This window comes from Ruegeria sp. ABF4_144 (genome assembly GCF_056160045.1).
Genome location: NZ_JBSWWK010000001.1, coordinates 2,274,828 through 2,294,640, shown reverse-complemented (window position 1 = coordinate 2,294,640; position 19,813 = coordinate 2,274,828). Strand labels below are relative to the sequence as shown.

Sequence of the window (19,813 nt, the reverse complement as noted above, 5' to 3'; positions counted from 1 at the left end):
CGGCTACAGTTTGCGAAATCACCGGGGTTGGGTCAATTGTCTGGTTCGACATCGTTTCCGTCCGAATTCAATACTCTGACTGCCAAGGTGCGCGTTATTTCGCGCTTTTCCGAGAGTGCAATTTGATCCAGCCGCTCCACAACTTCGGCTGCTGTTTCAAAGCGACGGTCCATGTGTTTGACCAGATAGGCAATGACCTCCGGGCCGGGATTTAGTTGGCGGTCGATAAACAGTTTTGCCAGAACTGCCCCCAGCAGCGGGTCGTCAGGCGGGTCAAGTGCGACGTGATGGGCGCCTTCGATGCGGCTTTGCAGATCGGGCAGGGGCAATTGCCACAGCTTCGGGACCAGACGCCCAGTCATCAGCAGCGCGTGTCCCTCGGCCAGAACCAGATTGTGAAGGTGGAACAAGGTTTTTTGCTGGTCGGGGTCATCCGCAATCATCGGAACGTCTTCGACCGCTATTGCAGTTTGGGCTAGCGTGGGCACGTCGTCATAGCGCAGGTCGCGGGCCTGAATGATCCGGCCTCCGGTTTCGGCCGCCCAGACATGGGCCAGATGCGTTTTGCCCGCCCCGGCGGGGCCGCTCAGCACCAGCTTGTTCCCGGGCCACGAGGTTGCCGAAATCATCGCGACGGCCAGCGCGTTGGAGGGAGAGACAAAGAAATCCTCGCGGCCCAAGGCAGTTTTGGCCGGCAGATCAAAACTTAGTTGTCGGGGCATTTATTCGTCTTCCTGATTCAGCCCTTCGAGGCCGGTGTACAAGCGGCTTTCCAGATAAAGCGAGGTCAGGAACCGGGCCACGACACCCAGTGCTGCGGCAACAGGGACCGCGACCAACATGCCCACGAAGCCGAACAATGCACCGAACACTGACAAGGCCAACAGCAACCAGACGGGGTGCAGACCCACAGAACTGCCGACCAGTTTGGGGGTCAGGAAGTTGCCTTCGGTTACCTGACCCAGGGCAAAAATACCGGCGACCAAGCCGATATGAAACCAATCTCCCCAGAATTGGAACAGTGCGAGGCCGATGGCCAGCGTGCCGCCAATCAGAGCGCCCAGATATGGGATGAAAGTAACCAGCCCGGCAATGAACCCAACAATCAGGCCGAATTGCAGGCCAACGACCATCAATGCAACTGCGTAGTAAGTCCCAAGTATTAGACAGACCGTCCCCATGCCGCGCACGAAAGAGGCCAGAACGGCATCAATCTCACCCGCCAAATGTTTGATCGTAGGGGCGTGGTCGCGTGGCAGAAGCTCTCCGATCCGGGCGATCATGCGGTCCCAGTCCATCAGCAGGTAGACTGCAACAACGGGCGCTATCACCAGCAGAACGGCGACGTTGATGGCTGACCCCAGCGACGAGACGACCGACTGCAGCAAATCACCGGTTTTCGATTGCAGTGTTTCACCGATAGAGACCAACGCCTGATGCGAGCTGGATTCACGGTCTAGCAGAGAGGGGAAACGTTGTTCGATAAAACCGCGCAGCTCTTTGAACAGGCTGGGCAGGACTTCGACCAGATCGATCAGCTGAGTGATCAACGCTGGGACGACCATCAGGATCATCAGTACAAAGCCCAGAACGCCGACAATAGTAATGATCCCGGTCGCTGCCATTCGCGACAGACCCAGATTTTCCAGACGGTCCGCGATGGGATCAAGGAAATAAGCTATCGCTCCGCCGATGACGAAGGGCAGCAAAACGTCGCCAAGTGCCCACATCAGCAGCACAAAAACCGCGGCCGCAATACCCCAGTACCTGAGCTGATCCTTCACCGGCAAAGCCATGGCTGTCCTCTTGTCGTGGGCTCTTACAGGTGTTCTTCGCTTATGCAGCGTCGTGATGCAAGCGCTTCATGACCCGGGGATTCCGGCGATTCAGTCGCTGAGTGTGCCCAGTTCGGGGGTTGCGTCGTGTGCTTCTTCGTCGGGCCAGTTGGTGCGCCAGATCTCAGCCGACCAGTGGCCGCAATGCACGGGCGGGCGGTCAAAACCGGGCAGGGGGTCTAGCAACGGCGCGACAACCACATCGTGACGGGGCACGGCGAAATATGGAAAGGAATAGCGTTCCCGGCCCGAACGGTTGACCACCCGGTGCGGTGTGGATTTCAGACGACCACCTGACCACAGTTCCAGCATATCGCCGATGTTGACGATGAATCCGTCTGGCGGGCAGTCGGGGGTGATCCAGCCGCCATCGCGGGTTTGCACCTCAAGCCCGCCCACAGGATCGGGGGCAATGATGGTCAGCGCGTCTGTGTCCTTGTGCGGGTGGATGCCATAGCCGCCCTCATCCGGGGCCTGAGGAGGATAGTGCAACAACGTCATGTTGGTCATCGGCTGGTGGAACGCATCGCGCAACTGACGGTCAGGCAAACCCAAACCTGCCTCCAGTGCGCCAAGCAACAGGTCCGCCACACGATCCAGCTGTGCCCAATAGTCAAGGATAACCTCGCCCGCATCGGGCACCTCGCGCGGCCAGATATTCGGACCATAGAGCGCGCAGTCCTTGCGAATGGGGGCATCCGCAGCCGTCTCAAAATGCAGCTTGTAGCCCTCGTACTTGTCGGCCTTACCCGAGCCGTCATTGGGTGTAAAAAAACCCATCGGTATGAACCCGCGATAGTTCTCGCGAGTGATGGCCTGATCCCATTTGGAGCTTTCATCGATATCAAAGATGGCCTGCACGCAAGTGCGGACATCAGAGACCGTATCCTGGGCAATGCCCGTCCCCGTGATCGACAGAAATCCGATATTGGTGCAGGCGTCCATTACTTGCCGGACGGTGCGATCATAGTTGACATGATTCGGATCATGCAGCGGGGCGATGTCTATCGTGGGGATGTGGTCCATCAGTGAATCCTCACACCTTGGCGATCCAATTCGGCGTGGACCGGGGCAAGGTTCAACTCGTGCACATCCTGATTGCTTTTCAGCGACAGCGCAGCCGCGATTCCTGCGCCCTGACCCATGACGGCGCAGCACGCCATGTTGCGAGTGGCGGCATGCGCCACCTTGTCCGCCCCGTGTGAGCGTCCCGCAACCAGAAGCCCTTTGATCCCTTTAGGCAGCATTGAACGATAAGGTACCTGCATATACCGCCCGGTCGTGGGCAGGATCAGGATGCCGTAACCGTCGATGAATTCTGGATAGATGCCGATCGTATCTTCGAACCGGCCCTGATGGCGGGCGTCGTTCTCTGTCATGTTATACACTGCGTCGATCTTGCGGGTGTCACGGATACCGATGGTCATGCCAAAGTTCCGAAGGCGCGCGTTTTCACAGCCGGGCATGAACCGGCGCAACGCGTCGATGGCCAACATGGATTGACGACGGCCCTCGATCTCACCCTTTGTCAGGCTGTCGGGGTCGGTGCCGTCGACCTCAGCCAAATGGATGAGGTTCATATACGTCAACTCACCCGTGTCATGCATCGCACCCCACGTACCTGCGATGGTGTTCAGATGCGGCGGGATCAGACCTTCTTCGATGGCTTGCTGGAATGGTTTCTTGACGAATGGAGAGAACATGTCGTCCTCTTTGCCGCTGGTCTCGATGTTCCATTCACCGCCGCCGCCCCAATCCTTGTAGGTCTGCGGGTCAGCCTTCACGCCCTCCATGAAGGCGCGCTTATCAACGCCCGCCAGATGGAACATGACCGAGGCGGCCATCATGTCCTCACGCGCGGTTTTGTGGGTCGGGGCGCCAGCACGGTAGGCCACATCCGCGTCGCCGGTCGCGTCAATAACAACCTTGGCCAGGATCGCCTCACGCCCAGCTTTGGATTCGGTGATGATTCCGGTGACCCGGTCGCCCTCCATGATCGGTGCGACGAACTGACGGTGCAGCATCGGATGCACCCCCGCCTCATCGACCAGTTTGTCGGCGACCAGTTTGAACCCTTCGCTATCCAGCTCATAGCTGAGCGATTGGCTTTCCGGCACTGCCGCGCCCATGTCTTTTGCGCGGGTTTCGAACTCCATGCCGATACCGCCGGCCTCGACCGTCTGTTCGTGGCGGTACCAGGCGAATCCTTCAACGCCCACGGCAGTGATATTGCCGCCCATACAGCCGAAGCGATCGACCAGAGACACCTCAGCCCCTGCACGCGCAGCGGCCAGTGCCGCAGCCAACCCGGCCGGGCCAGAGCCAACAACCAGTACATCGGTTTTGTGAACGACAGGGATCTGTCGGGCGGGTTCCTGAATGGTCTGCATAGCGGCCCCTCGAATTTACATTCCCGCCACAATTGAAAACCCTGACTGGCGGGTCAATCAAAAAACCGACTGACGCGAGGTCGCAAAATATCCATTGGCCGATTGCCCCCGGCGGGGCTTTGGAATAATCACCTTCTAATGCTCTAATTCACCTTTAAAGGTTCAAAATGCGCCTCAGCCGTTACTTTCTGCCCGTTCTCAAGGAAAACCCCTCGGAGGCTCAGATCGTCAGCCACCGGCTGATGCTGCGTGCCGGGATGATCAAGCAGGCGTCTGCCGGGATTTATTCATGGCTGCCACTGGGCTTCAAAGTCTTGCGCAAGCTGGAAAACATCATCCACGAAGAACAGGCGCGTGCAGGTCACATCGCGATCCAGATGCCAATTATCCAATCCGCGGACCTGTGGCGTGAATCTGGGCGGTATGACGACTACGGTCAGGAAATGCTGCGGATGCAGGACAGGCATGAGCGGGATATGCTATTCACCCCCACCGCCGAGGAACTGGTAACCGATATCTTCCGCGGCCATGTCAGCAGCTACAAGGACCTGCCGCTGACGTTGTATCAAATCCAGTGGAAGTTCCGCGATGAAATCCGCCCGCGTTTCGGTGTGATGCGGGGCCGCGAGTTCTATATGAAAGACGGCTACAATTTCGACCTGACCAAAGAAGACGCGCTGCACGCTTACAACCGCCATCTGGTCAGCTATTTGCGCACCTATGAGCGGATGGGCCTGCAGGCCATCCCGATGCGCGCCGACTCCGGACCTATCGGTGGCGATGACACGCATGAATTCCTGGTTCTGGCCGATACTGGCGAGTCCGAGGTTTTCTATGACAGCGCTGTCACCGACCTGACCTTTGGTGACCGTCAGATCGATTATGACAGCCGTGAGCAGTGCCAGGCCATTCTGGAAGAGTTCACTTCGAAATACGCCCGCACGGACGAAACCCACGATGAGGCGCTGTTCAACGAAGTCCCCGAGGAACGCCGCCGTGTGGCGCGCGGTATCGAGGTCGGGCAAATCTTCTATTTCGGCACCAAGTATTCCGAAGCGATGGGTGCAACCGTGCAAGGCCCTGACGGCAAGCCGACACCTGTTCACATGGGCAGCCACGGCATTGGCGTCAGCCGCCTGATCGGCGCGATCATCGAAGCTAGCCATGACGACAAGGGCATCATCTGGCCCGAAGGCGTGACGCCGTTCCATTGCGGTATCGTTAACCTCAAGCAAGGTGACGATGAAGCTGACGCTGCGTGCGACAAGCTCTATGGCGCTTTGACTGCTTTGGGGCTGGAGCCGCTGTATGACGACCGGAACGAACGGGCAGGGGGCAAGTTTGCGACTATGGACCTGATCGGTCTGCCGTGGCGCATCACTGTCGGTCCGCGCGGTCTGAAAAACGGTGTCGTCGAGCTGACCTGCCGCCGTACTGGCGAAAGCGAAGAGCTGAGCCCTGAGGCCGCCGTCACAAAAGTCGCCGAAATCTATGAGCAAACCGTCTGAACAGACTGACAGGCCGCTGATCTCGGTCGTCACCGTTACGCGGAACCTGATCGAAGCCGGGCGCGAGGAGCAAGTCCTCGCCGCCCTCGACAGCGTTCAGGCCCAGCGTTTTCGGGACATCGAGCATGTAATCTGGGACGGGCAGTCTGACGACGGCACGCAGGAATTGTTGAAGGGGGCGATCCAGAAGATCGCAGCCTCCGACACCCGGATACCGATCCGGTATTTCTGCGAAGCCGATAAGAGCCTTTACGACGCAATGAACCAGGCGGTTGCGCGCTGTGAGGGAGAGTACATTCTCTTTCTCAACTCGGACGATCTGATTGCGGATGAGGACAGCTTGCTCAATGTTCAAAAGGCGATTGTTCCCAGCAGGCCGGACTTTGTATATGGCGAAACGGTCTTTTTCGACGATGAGGGCAATCAACGCCACGCCCGTCGTCTGACCCCGAAGTCTATTCTGCAGCGGTTGCCGTTCGGTCATAATGCAATGGTGTTGCGCAAGGAATTGTTCGACGCGTTGGGCGGCCATGACCTGCAGTTCCGCATCGTCGCAGATTACGACATGGTCCTGCGGATGGCCCTTGCCGGCCATACCGGCCAGCGATTGCAGATGCCGGTATCATTGTTCCGTGAAGGCGGCGTGTCAGCAGACAGGGATGCTACGGGTGCTGAGATGGCTGCGTGCTGGCTGAAAAACTACAGCCGCTTCTGCGATTTGTCAGGATATAGCGAAGACCAGCGCATCCAGTGGTACAAGCAAGGCCACCTGCCGGTTCGGGTTACAGGCACAATATTGTTGAAGTCCCTGTCGCAACCGGTCACCGCCCGTGCAGCGATGTACAGCCTGTCAAAAACGCTGCGCAGAAAGATCCAGTTCTGGCGGAGCTTCTAGCTACGTGGCGGTTCCGGCCGCTCGGCCAGAACGTCTCCGTCCGCGCTGTTGCCGCGTGGCACAACGATCGGACGACCTAAGCGCCTTACCAGATCCCTGAAATCAAAGCCCAGAAAGTTCAGACCGCAGACCTTTTCGTCGGTAGTGCTATCCGTGACGCACAAGCGCCCCTGACGAAACACCAGGCGATAGCCTTTGTTTTTCAGGATATCTGTCAGACTTGCCCAACTTGGTGCAGTATCGAAAAGTGGGCGCATCGTGGCGCGCAACAGCGCCGCTGTCTCGCAATCCAGTTCTGTAGATGCGTTTCGGACCAAAATAGGATCCAACAATTCCGTATTACTCTTTACAAACATGAGCGACCCCCGCTCTTTAAAATGGTATCCCCCTTAATCCTAGGGTGACAAAGTTTCTGAAAATAAGCAAAAGGCGAAATAATATTGCTTAACGAATGTTGCAAATTGAGTTCAGTACCTCACGCAACGACCGTATTGACTTCATAGCTGAAACAATCGGAGTTTGTCTGTGAACGGTATCACAACTAAGGGTGTAACCGCAGGTTCCGCCATCACCTTTTGCCAGAGCGCACAATCCGATTTCAAAAGTGATTCGCCCTGCAACGCGCCCCAAACTGGACGCCAGTCCGCTCAGCCCGGGGCGGGGCCCGCATAACCAGCTTGACCATCCGGTGAAATGCCGAAAGGGTCGCGCCGAACAAAAAAGCCCGGAGCAGACATGGCCAAGACGCCCCCGCCCTTTGCCCCATTCGAATGGAAAATCGCCTGGCGATACCTGCGCGCCCGCAAGGCCGAAGGCGGCGTGAGCGTGATGACGTGGATTTCGCTGATTGGGATTACACTGGCCGTTTTTGCTTTGATTGCCACGTTGGCCGTGCGGTCGGGGTTCCGGTCGGAATTCGTGGGCACCATTCTGGGGGCCAACGCGCATGTTACGATCTATTCGGCGGGCAGTCTCGATGCGCAGGGGAGGCTGGATCGCACGATCGAGGATTTTGACGGCGTGGCCGAACGCATCGCGCAGGTGCCCGGCGTGGTCCGTGCGGCGCCCTTGGTCAAAGGTCAGGTGCTGATCACCAATCGCGAGCGCAGCAGCGGAGTTGAGGTGTTCGGCATACAGCCCGACGATCTGTTGGACCTGCCGGGCATTGCTGAAAGTGAACAGGCGGCAGGCGATTTGTCCGAATTTCAGAATGACGAGTTCGTCATCGCTATCGGCTCGGGCGTGGCGCGCAGCATCGGTGCCACAGTCGGGGACACGGTCAAGCTGACCTCGCCCAACGGAGTGAAGACCGCTTTTGGCACCTCGCCGCGCGTCAGCGCATACAAGGTCGTCTATGTGTTCTCGGCCGGGCGCTATGACATTGACCGCACGCGGGTCTATATGCCGTTCGAGCAGGCGCAGGTCTTTTTCAACCGCGAAGGCGTGGCCGATGAGATCGAGGTGATGGTCGAACGTCCCGAGGAACTAAGCCCGACCCTGATCCCTATCCTTGAGGCCGCAGGCGAGCGTAGTCAGATCTGGACATGGCAGGACGCCTCGGGTGGGTTTTTGCGGGCGTTGGAAGTCGAAGACAACGTGATGTTCATCATCTTGTCGATCCTCGTACTTATCGCGGCGATGAACATCGTCTCGGGCCTGATTATGCTGGTGAAAAACAAGGGCCGCGATATCGGCATCCTGCGCACCATCGGTTTAAGCGAAGGCTCGGTCCTGCGGGTATTCTTCATCTGCGGCGCGTTCACCGGCATCATCGGCACGGTGATGGGCGTGATCCTGGGGTGCCTCTTCGCGATTTATATCGACCCGATTTTCAGCTTTGTGAACTTCGTCATGGGCGGAGGTGTCTGGGACCCGTCTATTCGCGGCATCTACGCTTTGCCCGCCGAATTGCACCTGTCGGATGTACTCAAGGCCATCGGGTTGTCGTTGGGCCTGTCCTTCTTTGTCACCTATTTCCCCGCCCGCCGCGCGGCGCGGCTGAACCCGGTTGAGGCGCTGCGCTATGAATGATGTGACGATGCGGCTGAACGGTCTGACCAAAACCTATCTGAAAGGCACACCCGGCGAGGTTCAGGTGCTGCGCGGCGCCGATCTTGACTTGCGCGCGGGTGAGGCGGTAGCGCTGGTTGCGCCCTCGGGCGCGGGCAAATCCACCCTGCTGCACATTGCTGGCCTGCTGGACACACCCGATGAGGGGTCGGTTGAAATTGCCGGGCAGAATGTGACGGGCAAGGGTGACAGGACCCGCACTGCTCGGCGTCGGCAGGACGTGGGGTTTGTCTATCAGTTCCACCATCTGCTTCCCGAATTCACCGCGTTGGAGAATATCACCCTGCCGCAACTGGCCAACGGTGTGTCCGAAAAGGCGGCGCAGGACAGGGCGATGGCTCTACTGGATCGCGTTGGCGTGGCTCCGCGTGCAGATCACCGGCCTGCGGCCCTGTCCGGGGGTGAGCAGCAGCGAGTGGCATTCTGCCGGGCGTTGGCCAACAAACCGCGGGTCCTACTGGCGGATGAGCCGACGGGTAATCTGGATCCCGAGACCTCGGATCAGGTGTTCGACGCGCTGATGGCACTGGTTCGGGACGAGGGGCTTTCGGCATTGATCGCCACGCACAACATGGATCTGGCGGCCCGGATGGATCGCAAACTGCGGTTGGACGGGGGCGCGCTTAAGCCAGTTGAGTGATGGCGACCCCTGCGGCCATCACGGCGATCCCGCCCGCGCGCACCCATGTCAGTGGAGTGACTTGTGCTCCGAACAGGCCGAAATGATCGATGGCGGCGGTGCTGATCAACTGCCCAAGCAGAACAAAGAACACCGCGTTGCCGACGCCGAAATGCGGGGCGACATGGGTGATTGACAACACGTAGAACGCGATCAGGACGCCGGCCAGCAGCAGATGTTTCGGTGCCTGCGCGACTTTGGACAGGGCCCCGAACCCCGGAAACAGGATCATCACCAGGGCTGACGCGCCGAAGGCTATGGCAAACAGCACGACAGCGGCGGTGGTTGGCGATCCGATCAAACGGCCCAAAGCTGCATTCAGCGCCGCAAGGATCGGCACGCCAATCCCGGCGGCCAGCATGATCGCTGCGTATTGTGTCATCGCCGGTATCCTCCTACTGCGTTGATCTGGATCATTGCGGCAAGCTGGCCCTCGGGCAAGCCTGTAAATGTTAATCAGGGCAGGAGGATGCGATGAACGGACCGATACGGAATGCAGTTTCAATTGGCTTGTTGGCGCTTGCTTCACAAGCTGGTGCTCAGGATGTCGAGACGGGAGCAGAACTGTATCAGCACTACTGCGCGACGTGCCACGGAATAGACGCAACCGGGCATGGCCCGATGGCTGGTGTGCTGGTCATTCAACCGGTTGACCTGACCAAACTGGCCGGAGAAGACGGCGTGTTCCCAACAGCACGCGTCGTGGCGCGGATTGATGGGCGCGACCCGCTGGTCAGCCACGGTAGTCCGATGCCGGTCTATGGGCCTTATTTCGATGGTCAGGACACCTCAATGAAAACACCCGAGGGGCAGCCGATTCTGACCAGCCAACCGATTGTGGATCTGGTCGCCTATCTGGAGACATTGCAAGGGCAGTAGAGCCTAGCGGCAAATCCCTTCGATTTCAGCCCCAGCCCACGGGATTACGATATCGCGTTCGCGCGGTTGATCCGGCAAGGCTGACAGATCGAAATGTACATCAAGCATGTCATGCAGGCGTTGGGTGCGGGGGGCTTTGGGATCCAGCGCCCGGCAGCATACATATTCTTCGACAATCGCGCCCTGTTGTTCAAACCCGTACGACAGGAAATCGGACGAGGTTTCGATGTCGAACAGATACGGGTCCTTGTTGCCCCCATGTTCGGCCGCTGCCCGCAGCGGGTGGTAACCGGTGGTTTCCCGGTTCTGCCATTGCCAAACATGGGTCAATTCATGCGCCAGCAGCATGGCCGCAATCAGGTTCATTTGCTCGGGGAAGTCGGACATATAGTCCTCAAGATACCAGTCGCGTGTGAAATAAACCTTGTTGAACAGGGCGACGGCGGCGGGTTTTGCAGTAACGACGCCCTCGGTTGGGGGCGGTAGGATACGTTCACGGCAGGCGAGGCGAGGACGTTCTTTGCGGTAGAAGGTGATCGGCGCGACCGGGGCGCCTTCGACCAGACGCACGCGGTCCAAATTCAGTGTTTCACCCTGAACCGCTCCTGCAAAGGCGCGCTCCTGATCCGTCAACGGACGACCGCAGGAGGCGAGCAGTAAAAGAAACGTCATCAAAATGCGCCAAGCCATGTTCAAAGCCTAGTCTGAAGCGCTTGCTCTGCAACCGATTTTCACAGGCTCATCGCCAATACGCGGCTAATTTCCGTCAGCGACCGTCCGGATTGGTCCATCCATCCGTTAAAGGCGTCCTGCACAGCTGCCATTGCCTTTTTCGAACTTGGGGCCTTGTCGACCACACCCTCTGCAATCAGCCGAGCGGTGACATCCTGCGACAGGATGAAACTGTCGCGACCGGCAAAGCGCATGGCGTATTGGGCCGAGGCCCCGCCCAGCCGCGACCCGCGTTTACTTAGCATTGCCAGAAGGCCAATGTAGTCGGTAGAAGGCCAGCCACCCAGAATCTGACCGACACCGCCCTCTTGTCGCAGTTCCAGCAGGAAGGCTGCATTATCCCGGACGGTGGCAATCTTGGTTCCATTACGCACGATGCGGGTGTCCTGCAGCAGGGCGTCAAACTTCTCATCATCCATAAAGGCGCAGCGGCCAACGTCGAAGCCTTCAAAGGCGGTCTCGAACCCGTCCCATTTACTTTCGATGACCTTCCAGTTGAACCCAGCCTGAAAGATGCACTTGGTAATGATCGATAGCCAACGATCATCCGGCATGGCGGCAAGTTCGGCCTCGCTTTTGGGTTTGCTCAGCTTTGACTCCAAGGCGGTTGCCCCACCGTGGCGGTCTGCGGCCATGTTGTAGATGTCATCGAAATGGTGCATCGGGATCCTCCGACAGCAGGGTCGCGTGTTCGCTGCCGGGTTGCAAGCACTGGTTCGGGGCGGAATAGCTTTGATCGTCCGACTTGATTTCGGACAAAGACCGCTTTGCCACCAGGGCTTAAACCGGGGCACCACTTACGGAGACTACCATGTTGGGTTGGGGCCTTTTCCTTGCTGCACTTGTCACATTTTTGCTGACGCACATGATTCCGGCGCGGCCTGCGATGCGCGGCCGATTGATCGAGGTGATGGGGCGCAGGGGCTATTTCGCTGCCTATTCCGTTTTGTCGCTGATTGTGCTCGGCTGGCTGATCGTCGCCGCTGCACAGGCGCCATATGTCGAGGTAATCCCACCGCTTGCCGTTCTGCGCTGGGTGCCGCTGCTGGTGATGCCGGTCGTATGCTGGCTGGCCCTGGCAGGGATGACGATCCAGAACCCGTTTTCATTCGGCGGGTTGGGGCATCGCCCGTTCGATCCCGAAAGCCCCGGTATCTTGCGCACGACCCGTCATCCTTTGCTGGCGGCACTCATGCTGTGGGCGCTGGCGCATCTGTTGGCCAATGGCAGCCTGTCACACGTCATCCTGTTCGGTCTGTTCGCGGGTTTTGCAGCGCTGGGCATGGCCCTGATCGATCGACGCAAGGCGCGCGATATGGGGATCGAATGGACACGACTGTCTCGCAATACCGCACGGTTTTCACTGCGGGCTCCGCGCCCCTGGCCCGGTCTTTGGATCGGGCTGGTTTCACTTGCCGCCTTTGCGGCTCTGCTTCACCTGCACGCACCTGTGATTGGCCTATCCCCTTTACCTTAACGCTGGGAGTGGCCGCGCAGGGTCTTGCGTGCTATCTGGAACGTCACACTTTTGGACTAAGAGGGTCTTTCAATGTATCTGGCCTATGTCACGACCACCGAACGCGGCGCAACCGACCTCCTGCTGAGCGCGGTTGCCGAGCGTTTACAAACCAACGGTGCCCGTCTGGCTGGTGTGGTTCAGACCAACACCGAATGCGCCGACAACAGCAAATGCGACATGGACGTGCGGGTTTTGCCAGACGGAGAGACCATTCGTATCTCGCAGTCCCTTGGCGAGCACGCGCGCGGTTGTCGCCTGGACCCGGCGGCGTTGGAGCAGGCGGTGGGGTACGTCACCAACTCGCTGGAAGACGCACCGCAGCTGCTGATTATCAACAAGTTCGGCAAGCACGAGGCTGACGGACGCGGGTTCCGCCCCGTGATTGCCGAGGCGCTGGCGCAGGATATCCCGGTATTGGTCGGCGTGAACGGCCTGAACACCGAAAAGTTTCAGGAATTTACCGGCGGTGCGGCTGAACAGATTGCCCCAAGCGTCGAGGCCGTGACCGAATGGTTTGACCGTGTCACGGCGCAGCGCGCAGCCGCTGCCTGACGCAAGTTTCGTTGGGTAACTCTCTGTAAACCTGACTTGTTTCAAAAAGTGTCTGCTGCAATCCTCTGACCCCGGAGGAGGCAGCATATGTGGATCAACTGGGCCGGCAACCAGCGTGCCGAAACGGCGATCACCCATCCCAACTCTATTGCCGAGTTGCAGCGGGTGATGGCAGAATCACCAAGTCTTCGCGTTGTGGGCGCTGGGCATTCGTTTACTCCCATCGTTGCAGGTGGGGACCGGATTCTGGGCCTTTCCAAACTGAACATGCCAACGCTGGGCGACAGGGACGGTGACCGGATTTGGGTCAATGCAAATGCGCGGCTGCGGGATCTGTCTCCGGCACTGGCCGAACAGGGGCTGGCCTTTCGCAATCTTGGCGACATCAACGCGCAATCGCTGGCCGGGGCGGCATCCACCGCGACGCACGGAACCGGGAGCACGCTACCCTGTCTCTCGGCCGAGATTACCGCCGCGAAGCTGATCACTGCGGCCGGGGATGTACTGTCCACCGACGACATCCCGCTTGAGATGGCACAGGTCACATTGGGGATGCTGGGCATTCTGACCGAGACGCAAATCTCGGTCGTGCCAAAATACAACCTGCGCCGTCGGGTGTGTCTGGCTGATCTACAGGACAGTCTGGCCAACATGCACCAAAACTGGGCCGAGAATCGGAATTTCGAATTTTTTTATATCCCCTTCACCGGTAAAGCCGTTGAAATTCGCCACGAGCTGTCTGACGCACCCGAGGGAACGGCACCGCGCGATCTGGATATGATCGCCGTCAAGGTGCTGAAACTCGCGCGCAATGCAGGCAAGCTCAGCGCTGGTTTGCGCAGCGCGCTGTTGAAGCTGTTGACCCTTGCGCAATCGGACGAGGATTATGTTGGTGAGAGCTGGCGGGTATTGTGCAGCGACCGTCACATTCGTTTCAAAGAGATGGAATACCACCTGCCGCCCGGCGTAGCCGGAGATGTGTTGCAAGAGGTCATCACCCGATTGCACCGCGATCATAAGGATATCTATTTCCCGATCGAGGTGCGCCAGACGGCTGGCGACACGGCTTGTCTGTCTCCGTTTCAAGGTGGGTCACGCATTTCGATAGCCGTGCATACAGACGCGGCCGAAGACCACAGCCGGTATTTCGAAGCGTTGGAGCCTTTGTTTGTCGAGGCGGGAGGGCGTCCGCACTGGGGTAAGATGCACAGTCTGACTTATAAGGAACTGTCGGGCATATACCCGGACTTCGATCGCTTCTGTGCGCTGCGGGAGCAGTTTGATCCCGGCGGCAAGTTCCTGACCCCCGCTTTGGCCAAATTGTTTCGACCATGACTGAATACTTGCAAACCCTGTCCGAAACGCTGCGGACCTATGGTGTGGATAAACCTGTCATCGTGGTCGATCTTGATCGTCTGGAGGCGAACTGTGCCCTTGCCATCAGTGGGGCCGATGTCGGGTTGGATCTACGTCTTGTCGCCAAATCTCTGCCCTGTCTGCCGCTGTTGGATCACATCCGGGCGCGGATTTCGACCTCGGGTCTGATGACCTTTTCCGAGCCGATGTTGCTGGCACTTTTGCAGGCCGAGCCTAAGACTGATCACTTGATCGGTAAGCCGCTGCCTGTCCGTTCGGCCGCTCGGGTTCTGGCTGGGTGCCCGGATGCTGCGGCGCGCGTTCAGTGGCTGATCGACACGCCGGAACGGTTGCGGGACTATCTGGCGCTTGCGGCAGATAGGCAGTCCGCCCTTCGTTTGTCGCTTGAAGTTGATATCGGTCTGCATCGCGGTGGATTTCAGCCGGAACAGGTCGCAGATATCGCGCGGGAGATTGCCGGCAACCCCAACGCGCGCCTGTCGGGCACCATGGGGTACGAAGCCCATCTGGCCAAGCTGCCGGGTTTCTTGAAAAAGCGCGCTACCCAGATAAGCGCGGACGCCTATCGGCTAGCGATTTCCGGTTTGCCCAATGGTGGGGAAGGGCTGTGCCTGAATACCGGCGGCAGCCTGACCTTTCAGTCCTATGGGGCGGGGAGTGGTGCGACTGAGATCGCCTTCGGATCCGTTCTGGTCAAGCCGAGTGATTTCGACCACGACTCGGCGCAGGGGTTCCAGCCTGCAGCTTTCATCGCCACACCGATTCTCAAGGTAATGCCCGCTAATCCTCTGCCCGGGTTGGAGTTTTTGCCGCGAAACAAGACAGACCTCGCAGTGTTTGGTGGGCATTTTCTGGCGGGGCCGGTTTTCCCGAAGGGATTTGGATATTCGTCGATCTTTGGCCGGTCCAGCAATCAAGAGGTCTGGACGGGGCCGCGTTCAGCCACAGTCGTACCCGGCGACATCGCCCTGCTGCGTCCAACCCAAAGCGAGGCGGTGCTGAACCAGTTCGGAAACATGCTGGCCGTGCGGGGCAATCAGGTGGTTGAAGAATGGGAATGCCTGCCGATTTAACGGCCTGTTGCACTTTGTCACCATCTGAGGAAGATGGTGGGCGACCCTGGAATCGAACCAGGCGTGCGTCTCCGCGAGGGAGTTACAGTCCCCTGCCACACCTTGCGGCCTGTCGCCCACAGTCAGACGTTGCACCTGACGTGGAGGCGTGATTACTAGCGCTCTAAAGGAGCGTCAACAGGAAAATACCGCTTTGACGCAGGAAACCGAATTCCCGGCCCGGAGGCCCAAGAAATGAAGAAACCCAAGTGGGTCGTTGAAAAGGAACAGGCGCGCAAAGCAGCTGCTGCCGAAACCGTCTGGCTGTTTGGTCTGCACGCCGTGCGCGATGCGTTGATGAACCCCAAACGGCAGAAATTGCGCCTTATCGTAACACGAAACGCGCAAGACAAACTGTCCGAAGCGATTGATTTTTCAGGGGTTGAGGCAGAGATGGTCGATCCGCGCAAATTCACCGCGCCGATTGATCCGGGTTCTGTCCATCAGGGTGCAGCGCTTGAAGTTAAACCGTTGGATTGGGGCGGGTTGGCCGAGAATTGCATCGGGCGCGAACATCCCCGCGTGATTCTTCTGGATCGCGTGACCGACCCTCACAACGTCGGGGCGATTCTGCGATCGGCCGAGGTTCTGGGGGCGAGCGCGGTGATTGGCACGCGGCATCACTCGGCCCCGGAAACGGGTGCGCTGGCAAAGACGGCAAGCGGTGCATTGGAGCGTCAGCCTTATCTGCGGGTCCGCAATCTGGCGGACGCGATCGCGGAATTGCAGAACATGGGCTTTCTGGTGCTGGGTTTGGATGGTGAGGCCGAAGACACCATCGAAACGACTTTGGGTGGAAAACTGGATCAGCCTGTCGCGCTGGTGCTGGGTGCCGAGGGGCCGGGGTTGCGACAAAAAACCAAGGAAACTGTTGATCGGTTGGTGAAAATCGACGCATCCGGCGGCTTTGGCTCGCTCAACGTCTCAAATGCTGCCGCAATTGCCCTATATGCCTCAAGGCATAGATAGACAGGAGAGCCCCATTCCCAGCCCGTCGAAAATCGCCACCTGCTGTTATTGCGGGACCCGTGCTGCCCTGGTTCTGAAGGGGCAGCAACGCCACGAACTCAGTTGCTCAAGCTGCGGTGCACCGTTGCATGACCTAAAGATGGTGCCGAAACGCAAACTGACCGAAGGCAAGGCAAGACGGAACGCTGCAAACGTCGTCGGTAAGAAAAAGAAACAGAAAAAGAAGAAGAGCATGTTCTCACGCGTGTTCGATGAAGCATGGGACGTCATAGAAGATATCTTCGACTGACGTGACGTTCGGGCGACACAGGTGATCACAACCCCGTTAAATGGGGTTCCACTGGACCGCAAAAATTGCATCTTGAGACCCTGATGTTTGCAACCCGAAAACCGCTATGCTGACCCGACGTTTCCTTTTTGGCACTGTAGCCGCAGCACTACTTTCCCCTGCTGTGCTGGCACAGGAGATGCCGTTGTACTATGAGGCCAACGGTGCAGCTATGGCCGGGTATGATCCGGTGTCCTATTTCGCGGGCGGTACCCCGGTGCGAGGTCAGCCGGAATACGCGGTGGTGTGGAAAGGGGCCGAATGGCACTTTGCCACAGATGAAAACCGTGAGGCTTTCGAGCGTGATCCACGCGCCTTTGCGCCCCAGTTCGGCGGGTATTGCGCTTATGCCATGGCAAAGGGCGCTCTGGTCGGTACTGACCCGATGGCGTGGCAAGTCGTGGATGGCCGCTTGTACCTGACCCACTCGCAGGCAATCGAAGAGATGTGGCGCGAGGCGACGGCGGAATACATCCGCATGGCCGAGGCGCACTGGCCCGTCGTTCTGTACGAGCAATAGGCGGAGTTCCGCTTTTTGTGACATGTCATCACAAAAATGCGCATGACCTCTTTTTTTCTCTCAACTTATGCCTAAATGTCACAGTGACCGCGGAACGGAACTGCCGCGGGTCATTTCACTGTCCCTCGTTCCAACAACTGGCGCTCAGGTTCGACCTGGGCGCTTTTTTCTTTGTGGCACCCGGATTAGGGTGCCTGCATGAGCGACTATTCTGACGATTTTCTGAAAGACATCCTGCAGCGCACCAAAGTGATCGCTGTGGTTGGCGTATCGATGAATCCGGTGCGGCCCAGTTATTACGTTGCGCGGTATCTATCATTGAAAGGGTACACGGTCATTCCGGTCAATCCGGGCCATGCAGGGACCGAGCTTTTTGGTCAGACCGTCCGAGCCTCACTGTCCGAGATTTCCGAGCCGGTGGACATGGTCGATATCTTTCGCCGCTCTGAAGCGGTGCCGCCGATTGTCGATGAGGCATTGGACGCGTTCCCGAAGCTGCGCACGGTCTGGATGCAAATCGGTGTAGAGCACCCGGATGCCGCCGCCAAAGCACAGGCGCGCGGCGTGGACGTGATTATGAATCGCTGTCCCAAGATCGAATATCAACGTCTGTTTGGAGAGCTGCGTATGGGCGGGTTCGCCACCGGCGTTATCTCGTCCAAAATCTAGCCGCCAGCATAGGGCAAGAGCTCGCCGTATTGTTCTGCCTGACGCTTTTGCAGCACGACCTCGCGCGGCACCCATTCGTATTTCGTGTCTTCAACCAAGGGTGACCAGAACAACACTCCACCATAGCGCCACGGGTCCAGCACCACGCCGTCATACATCGTCTCGCCCTTGCGGCTGATGATGGCGGTGCTGTGGTCGATTCTGAACGGATTGTCCGCGTTCGCGATGGCGCGGTGGAGGTCCAGCGTCTGGAAATTCTCTTGCTTCAGCCGTCGTTCGATATCCTCGGCCCAATGCCAGCACAGCCCACGCGGACGCAGGCCCTTGTTGACCTTGGCGTTATGGATCAGCGGAGGATCGGTGATCTCATATTCCTGCACCAATTGCGCGGTATAGGAATAGGCGATGCGGGCGGCGCGGTCGGCCTCCTCCGGGTCGATATCGGGACCAAGGCTGCGGATTTCGGTTGCCAGTCGTTGCACCTCATCCCCGGTGGAGGGCGGAGGCGCTGAACACGCGCCTAGCGTCACAAGAGCCAGAACAATGGCCAAAGCTCGGATCATCATTTGCCCTTCGATCTGTGCACCGTGAAGACCGATCATAGTGGGTCGGGCAAGGGGACGGAACCCCGTGGTTTAACCCTTGGGGCGCGCGGCTTTTTCAGCGATTCCACTGATACCTTGACGGCGTGCCAGTTCGGCCAGAACATCATCCAGTGCCACGTCCCGTGCAGCCAACATGACCAGCAGGTGATAAAGCACATCCGCGGCCTCAGCCGTCAGCCCGGCCTTGTCGTTCTTGACGGCTTCGATGATGGCTTCCACGGCCTCTTCCCCGAATTTCTCAGCACATTTCTCGGGGCCTTTGGCCAAAAGTTTGGCGGTCCAACTGGACTCGGGGTCAGTGCCTTTACGGACCTCGATGGTGGCGGCCAGATCGTGAAGAATGCTCATGTCAGCCTCATAGGAATGCCGGCGGCGGCCATGTGTTCCTTGGCCTCGCGGATCGTGTATTCGCCGAAATGGAAGATCGAGGCGGCAAGCACGGCGCTGGCCCCGCCTTCGGTCACGCCTTCGACCAGATGGTCTAGGTTGCCAACGCCGCCCGAGGCGATCACCGGCACGTCCACCGCATCCGAAATCGCGCGGGTCAGGGGCAGATTGAACCCCGCCTTCGTGCCGTCGCGATCCATCGAGGTCAGCAGAATCTCACCCGCGCCCTTGGCTACTACGGTTTTGGCGAACTCCACCGCGTCGATGCCAGTCGGTTTGCGGCCGCCATGAGTGAAAATCTCCCACTTACCGGGGCTGACGGTTTTGGCGTCGATGGCACAGACGATGCACTGGCTGCCGAACTGATCCGCCGATTCCGCGATCACATCCGGGTTGGCCACGGCGGCCGAGTTGAAACTGACCTTGTCCGCGCCCGCCAGAAGAAGGGCGCGCACGTCGTCCTTGGTGCGCACGCCGCCACCGACGGTTAAAGGTACAAAACACTGTTCTGCCGTGCGCTGAACCACGTCGAACATGGTACCGCGGTTTTCATGGGTGGCGTGGATGTCCAGAAAGCAGATCTCATCCGCGCCGGCGGCGTCATAGGCCTTGGCCGATTCCACCGGGTCGCCCGCATCGCGCAGGCCAACGAAGTTCACGCCCTTGACCACGCGGCCATCGGCAACATCAAGACAGGGAATGATGCGGGTTTTCAGCATGTCGGCATCCTTTGTTGCCGCACCTCTAGCGGCAATGGCCCGCTGATGCCAGAGCTGAGAGATTTCAA

Annotated in this window: 24 protein-coding genes and 1 tRNA gene; 13 read left to right on the top strand and 12 right to left on the bottom strand. The window is 58.7% G+C overall.

The features are described 5' to 3' along the window. Positions 1-32: 32 nt before the first annotated feature. The 4 genes from ACXAGD_RS11520 to ACXAGD_RS11505 all read right to left on the bottom strand — a co-directional run bounded on the left by ACXAGD_RS11520 (position 33) and on the right by ACXAGD_RS11505 (position 4,225). Positions 33-722 carry an HdaA/DnaA family protein gene (locus ACXAGD_RS11520; protein ID WP_475210725.1) on the bottom strand — a complete coding sequence of 230 codons (690 nt, stop codon included), beginning with the start codon at positions 720-722 and terminating at the stop codon, positions 33-35. Next, entirely contained in the window at positions 723-1,796 is a 1,074-nt protein-coding gene (locus tag ACXAGD_RS11515; protein WP_475210724.1) for an AI-2E family transporter, read from the bottom strand. It abuts the gene before it with no gap. A 90-nt stretch (positions 1,797-1,886) separates the two neighbouring features. Beyond that, positions 1,887-2,861, bottom strand: coding sequence for an isopenicillin N synthase family dioxygenase (locus ACXAGD_RS11510; protein WP_475210721.1), 975 nt, complete (start codon positions 2,859-2,861; stop codon positions 1,887-1,889). Continuing rightward, the gene (locus tag ACXAGD_RS11505; protein WP_475210719.1) at positions 2,861-4,225 is read right to left on the bottom strand and encodes an FAD-dependent oxidoreductase; all 1,365 of its coding nucleotides are present in this window, start codon (positions 4,223-4,225) and stop codon (positions 2,861-2,863) included. Before ACXAGD_RS11505 ends, ACXAGD_RS11510 begins: the two co-directional genes overlap by 1 nt. Positions 4,226-4,392: 167 nt before the next feature. Between ACXAGD_RS11505 and proS the strand changes: the two genes are divergently transcribed. Further along, entirely contained in the window at positions 4,393-5,733 is a 1,341-nt protein-coding gene (proS, locus tag ACXAGD_RS11500; protein ID WP_475210717.1) for a proline--tRNA ligase, read from the top strand. Then, entirely contained in the window at positions 5,717-6,628 is a 912-nt protein-coding gene (locus ACXAGD_RS11495) for a glycosyltransferase family 2 protein (RefSeq protein ID WP_475210713.1), read from the top strand. Before proS ends, ACXAGD_RS11495 begins: the two co-directional genes overlap by 17 nt. On the opposite strand, the gene ACXAGD_RS11490 is transcribed toward ACXAGD_RS11495, so the two are convergent. Next, the gene (locus ACXAGD_RS11490; protein ID WP_475210712.1) at positions 6,625-6,984 is read right to left on the bottom strand and encodes a hypothetical protein; all 360 of its coding nucleotides are present in this window, start codon (positions 6,982-6,984) and stop codon (positions 6,625-6,627) included. The two genes, ACXAGD_RS11495 and ACXAGD_RS11490, sit on opposite strands and share 4 nt — an antisense overlap. Before the next feature lie 379 nt (positions 6,985-7,363). Between ACXAGD_RS11490 and ACXAGD_RS11485 the strand changes: the two genes are divergently transcribed. Together ACXAGD_RS11485 and ACXAGD_RS11480 are read left to right on the top strand one after the other, a co-directional pair. Further along, a complete protein-coding gene (locus ACXAGD_RS11485) occupies positions 7,364-8,659 on the top strand; it encodes a lipoprotein-releasing ABC transporter permease subunit (protein ID WP_475210710.1) in 1,296 nt (431 codons plus the stop codon). Further along, a complete protein-coding gene (locus ACXAGD_RS11480) occupies positions 8,652-9,338 on the top strand; it encodes an ABC transporter ATP-binding protein (RefSeq protein WP_475210707.1) in 687 nt (228 codons plus the stop codon). Before ACXAGD_RS11485 ends, ACXAGD_RS11480 begins: the two co-directional genes overlap by 8 nt. Here ACXAGD_RS11480 and ACXAGD_RS11475 read toward each other — a convergent pair. Beyond that, positions 9,322-9,759, bottom strand: a complete 438-nt coding sequence (locus tag ACXAGD_RS11475; RefSeq protein WP_475210704.1) for a DMT family transporter — start codon at positions 9,757-9,759, stop codon at positions 9,322-9,324. The genes ACXAGD_RS11480 and ACXAGD_RS11475 overlap by 17 nt on opposite strands. Positions 9,760-9,851: 92 nt before the next feature. On the opposite strand from ACXAGD_RS11475, the gene ACXAGD_RS11470 reads away from it, so the two are divergent. Then, entirely contained in the window at positions 9,852-10,256 is a 405-nt protein-coding gene (locus ACXAGD_RS11470; protein ID WP_475210701.1) for a c-type cytochrome, read from the top strand. A 3-nt stretch (positions 10,257-10,259) separates the two neighbouring features. Here ACXAGD_RS11470 and ACXAGD_RS11465 read toward each other — a convergent pair whose 3' ends face one another. Together ACXAGD_RS11465 and ACXAGD_RS11460 are read right to left on the bottom strand one after the other, a co-directional pair. Beyond that, positions 10,260-10,946 carry a hypothetical protein gene (locus tag ACXAGD_RS11465; RefSeq protein WP_475210698.1) on the bottom strand — a complete coding sequence of 229 codons (687 nt, stop codon included), beginning with the start codon at positions 10,944-10,946 and terminating at the stop codon, positions 10,260-10,262. A gap of 41 nt (positions 10,947-10,987) precedes the next feature. Then, on the bottom strand, positions 10,988-11,650 hold the full coding sequence (locus ACXAGD_RS11460) for a DNA-3-methyladenine glycosylase I (protein ID WP_475210696.1): 663 nt from the start codon (positions 11,648-11,650) through the stop codon (positions 10,988-10,990). Positions 11,651-11,799: 149 nt separating this feature from the next. Here ACXAGD_RS11460 and ACXAGD_RS11455 point away from each other — a divergent pair, with 149 nt between their 5' ends. From ACXAGD_RS11455 to ACXAGD_RS11440, 4 genes are all read left to right on the top strand, one after another. Then, positions 11,800-12,465 (top strand): NnrU family protein, encoded by a 666-nt coding sequence (locus ACXAGD_RS11455; protein ID WP_475210695.1) that lies wholly within the window; start codon positions 11,800-11,802, stop codon positions 12,463-12,465. A gap of 72 nt (positions 12,466-12,537) precedes the next feature. Next, positions 12,538-13,059 carry a DUF2478 domain-containing protein gene (locus tag ACXAGD_RS11450; protein WP_475210693.1) on the top strand — a complete coding sequence of 174 codons (522 nt, stop codon included), beginning with the start codon at positions 12,538-12,540 and terminating at the stop codon, positions 13,057-13,059. A gap of 87 nt (positions 13,060-13,146) precedes the next feature. Continuing rightward, positions 13,147-14,394 carry a D-arabinono-1,4-lactone oxidase gene (locus ACXAGD_RS11445; protein ID WP_475210692.1) on the top strand — a complete coding sequence of 416 codons (1,248 nt, stop codon included), beginning with the start codon at positions 13,147-13,149 and terminating at the stop codon, positions 14,392-14,394. After that, complete coding sequence (locus ACXAGD_RS11440) at positions 14,391-15,509, top strand: alanine racemase (protein WP_475210690.1); 1,119 nt, start codon at positions 14,391-14,393, stop codon at positions 15,507-15,509. Before ACXAGD_RS11445 ends, ACXAGD_RS11440 begins: the two co-directional genes overlap by 4 nt. A 34-nt stretch (positions 15,510-15,543) precedes the next feature. On the opposite strand, the gene ACXAGD_RS11435 is transcribed toward ACXAGD_RS11440, so the two are convergent. After that, a tRNA-Tyr gene (locus ACXAGD_RS11435) sits at positions 15,544-15,627 on the bottom strand. Positions 15,628-15,743: 116 nt separating this feature from the next. Between ACXAGD_RS11435 and rlmB the strand changes: the two genes are divergently transcribed. The 4 genes from rlmB (at position 15,744) to ACXAGD_RS11415 (ending at position 18,034) form a co-directional block, all read left to right on the top strand. Continuing rightward, the gene (gene rlmB, locus ACXAGD_RS11430; RefSeq protein ID WP_475210688.1) at positions 15,744-16,517 is read left to right on the top strand and encodes a 23S rRNA (guanosine(2251)-2'-O)-methyltransferase RlmB; all 774 of its coding nucleotides are present in this window, start codon (positions 15,744-15,746) and stop codon (positions 16,515-16,517) included. Next, positions 16,498-16,806, top strand: coding sequence for a hypothetical protein (locus tag ACXAGD_RS11425; RefSeq protein WP_475212576.1), 309 nt, complete (start codon positions 16,498-16,500; stop codon positions 16,804-16,806). The genes rlmB and ACXAGD_RS11425 overlap by 20 nt, the downstream gene beginning before the upstream one ends. Before the next feature lie 106 nt (positions 16,807-16,912). Beyond that, positions 16,913-17,365, top strand: a complete 453-nt coding sequence (locus tag ACXAGD_RS11420) for a YHS domain-containing (seleno)protein (protein ID WP_475210687.1) — start codon at positions 16,913-16,915, stop codon at positions 17,363-17,365. A gap of 198 nt (positions 17,366-17,563) precedes the next feature. Further along, entirely contained in the window at positions 17,564-18,034 is a 471-nt protein-coding gene (locus ACXAGD_RS11415) for a CoA-binding protein (protein WP_475210685.1), read from the top strand. Here ACXAGD_RS11415 and ACXAGD_RS11410 read toward each other — a convergent pair. The 3 genes from ACXAGD_RS11410 to hisF all read right to left on the bottom strand — a co-directional run bounded on the left by ACXAGD_RS11410 (position 18,031) and on the right by hisF (position 19,745). Next, complete coding sequence (locus tag ACXAGD_RS11410) at positions 18,031-18,597, bottom strand: hypothetical protein (protein WP_475212574.1); 567 nt, start codon at positions 18,595-18,597, stop codon at positions 18,031-18,033. The two genes, ACXAGD_RS11415 and ACXAGD_RS11410, sit on opposite strands and share 4 nt — an antisense overlap. A gap of 72 nt (positions 18,598-18,669) precedes the next feature. Further along, positions 18,670-18,987, bottom strand: a complete 318-nt coding sequence (locus tag ACXAGD_RS11405) for a phosphoribosyl-ATP diphosphatase (RefSeq protein WP_475210683.1) — start codon at positions 18,985-18,987, stop codon at positions 18,670-18,672. After that, positions 18,984-19,745 carry an imidazole glycerol phosphate synthase subunit HisF gene (hisF, locus tag ACXAGD_RS11400; protein WP_117872606.1) on the bottom strand — a complete coding sequence of 254 codons (762 nt, stop codon included), beginning with the start codon at positions 19,743-19,745 and terminating at the stop codon, positions 18,984-18,986. Before hisF ends, ACXAGD_RS11405 begins: the two co-directional genes overlap by 4 nt. Positions 19,746-19,813 lie beyond the last annotated feature (68 nt).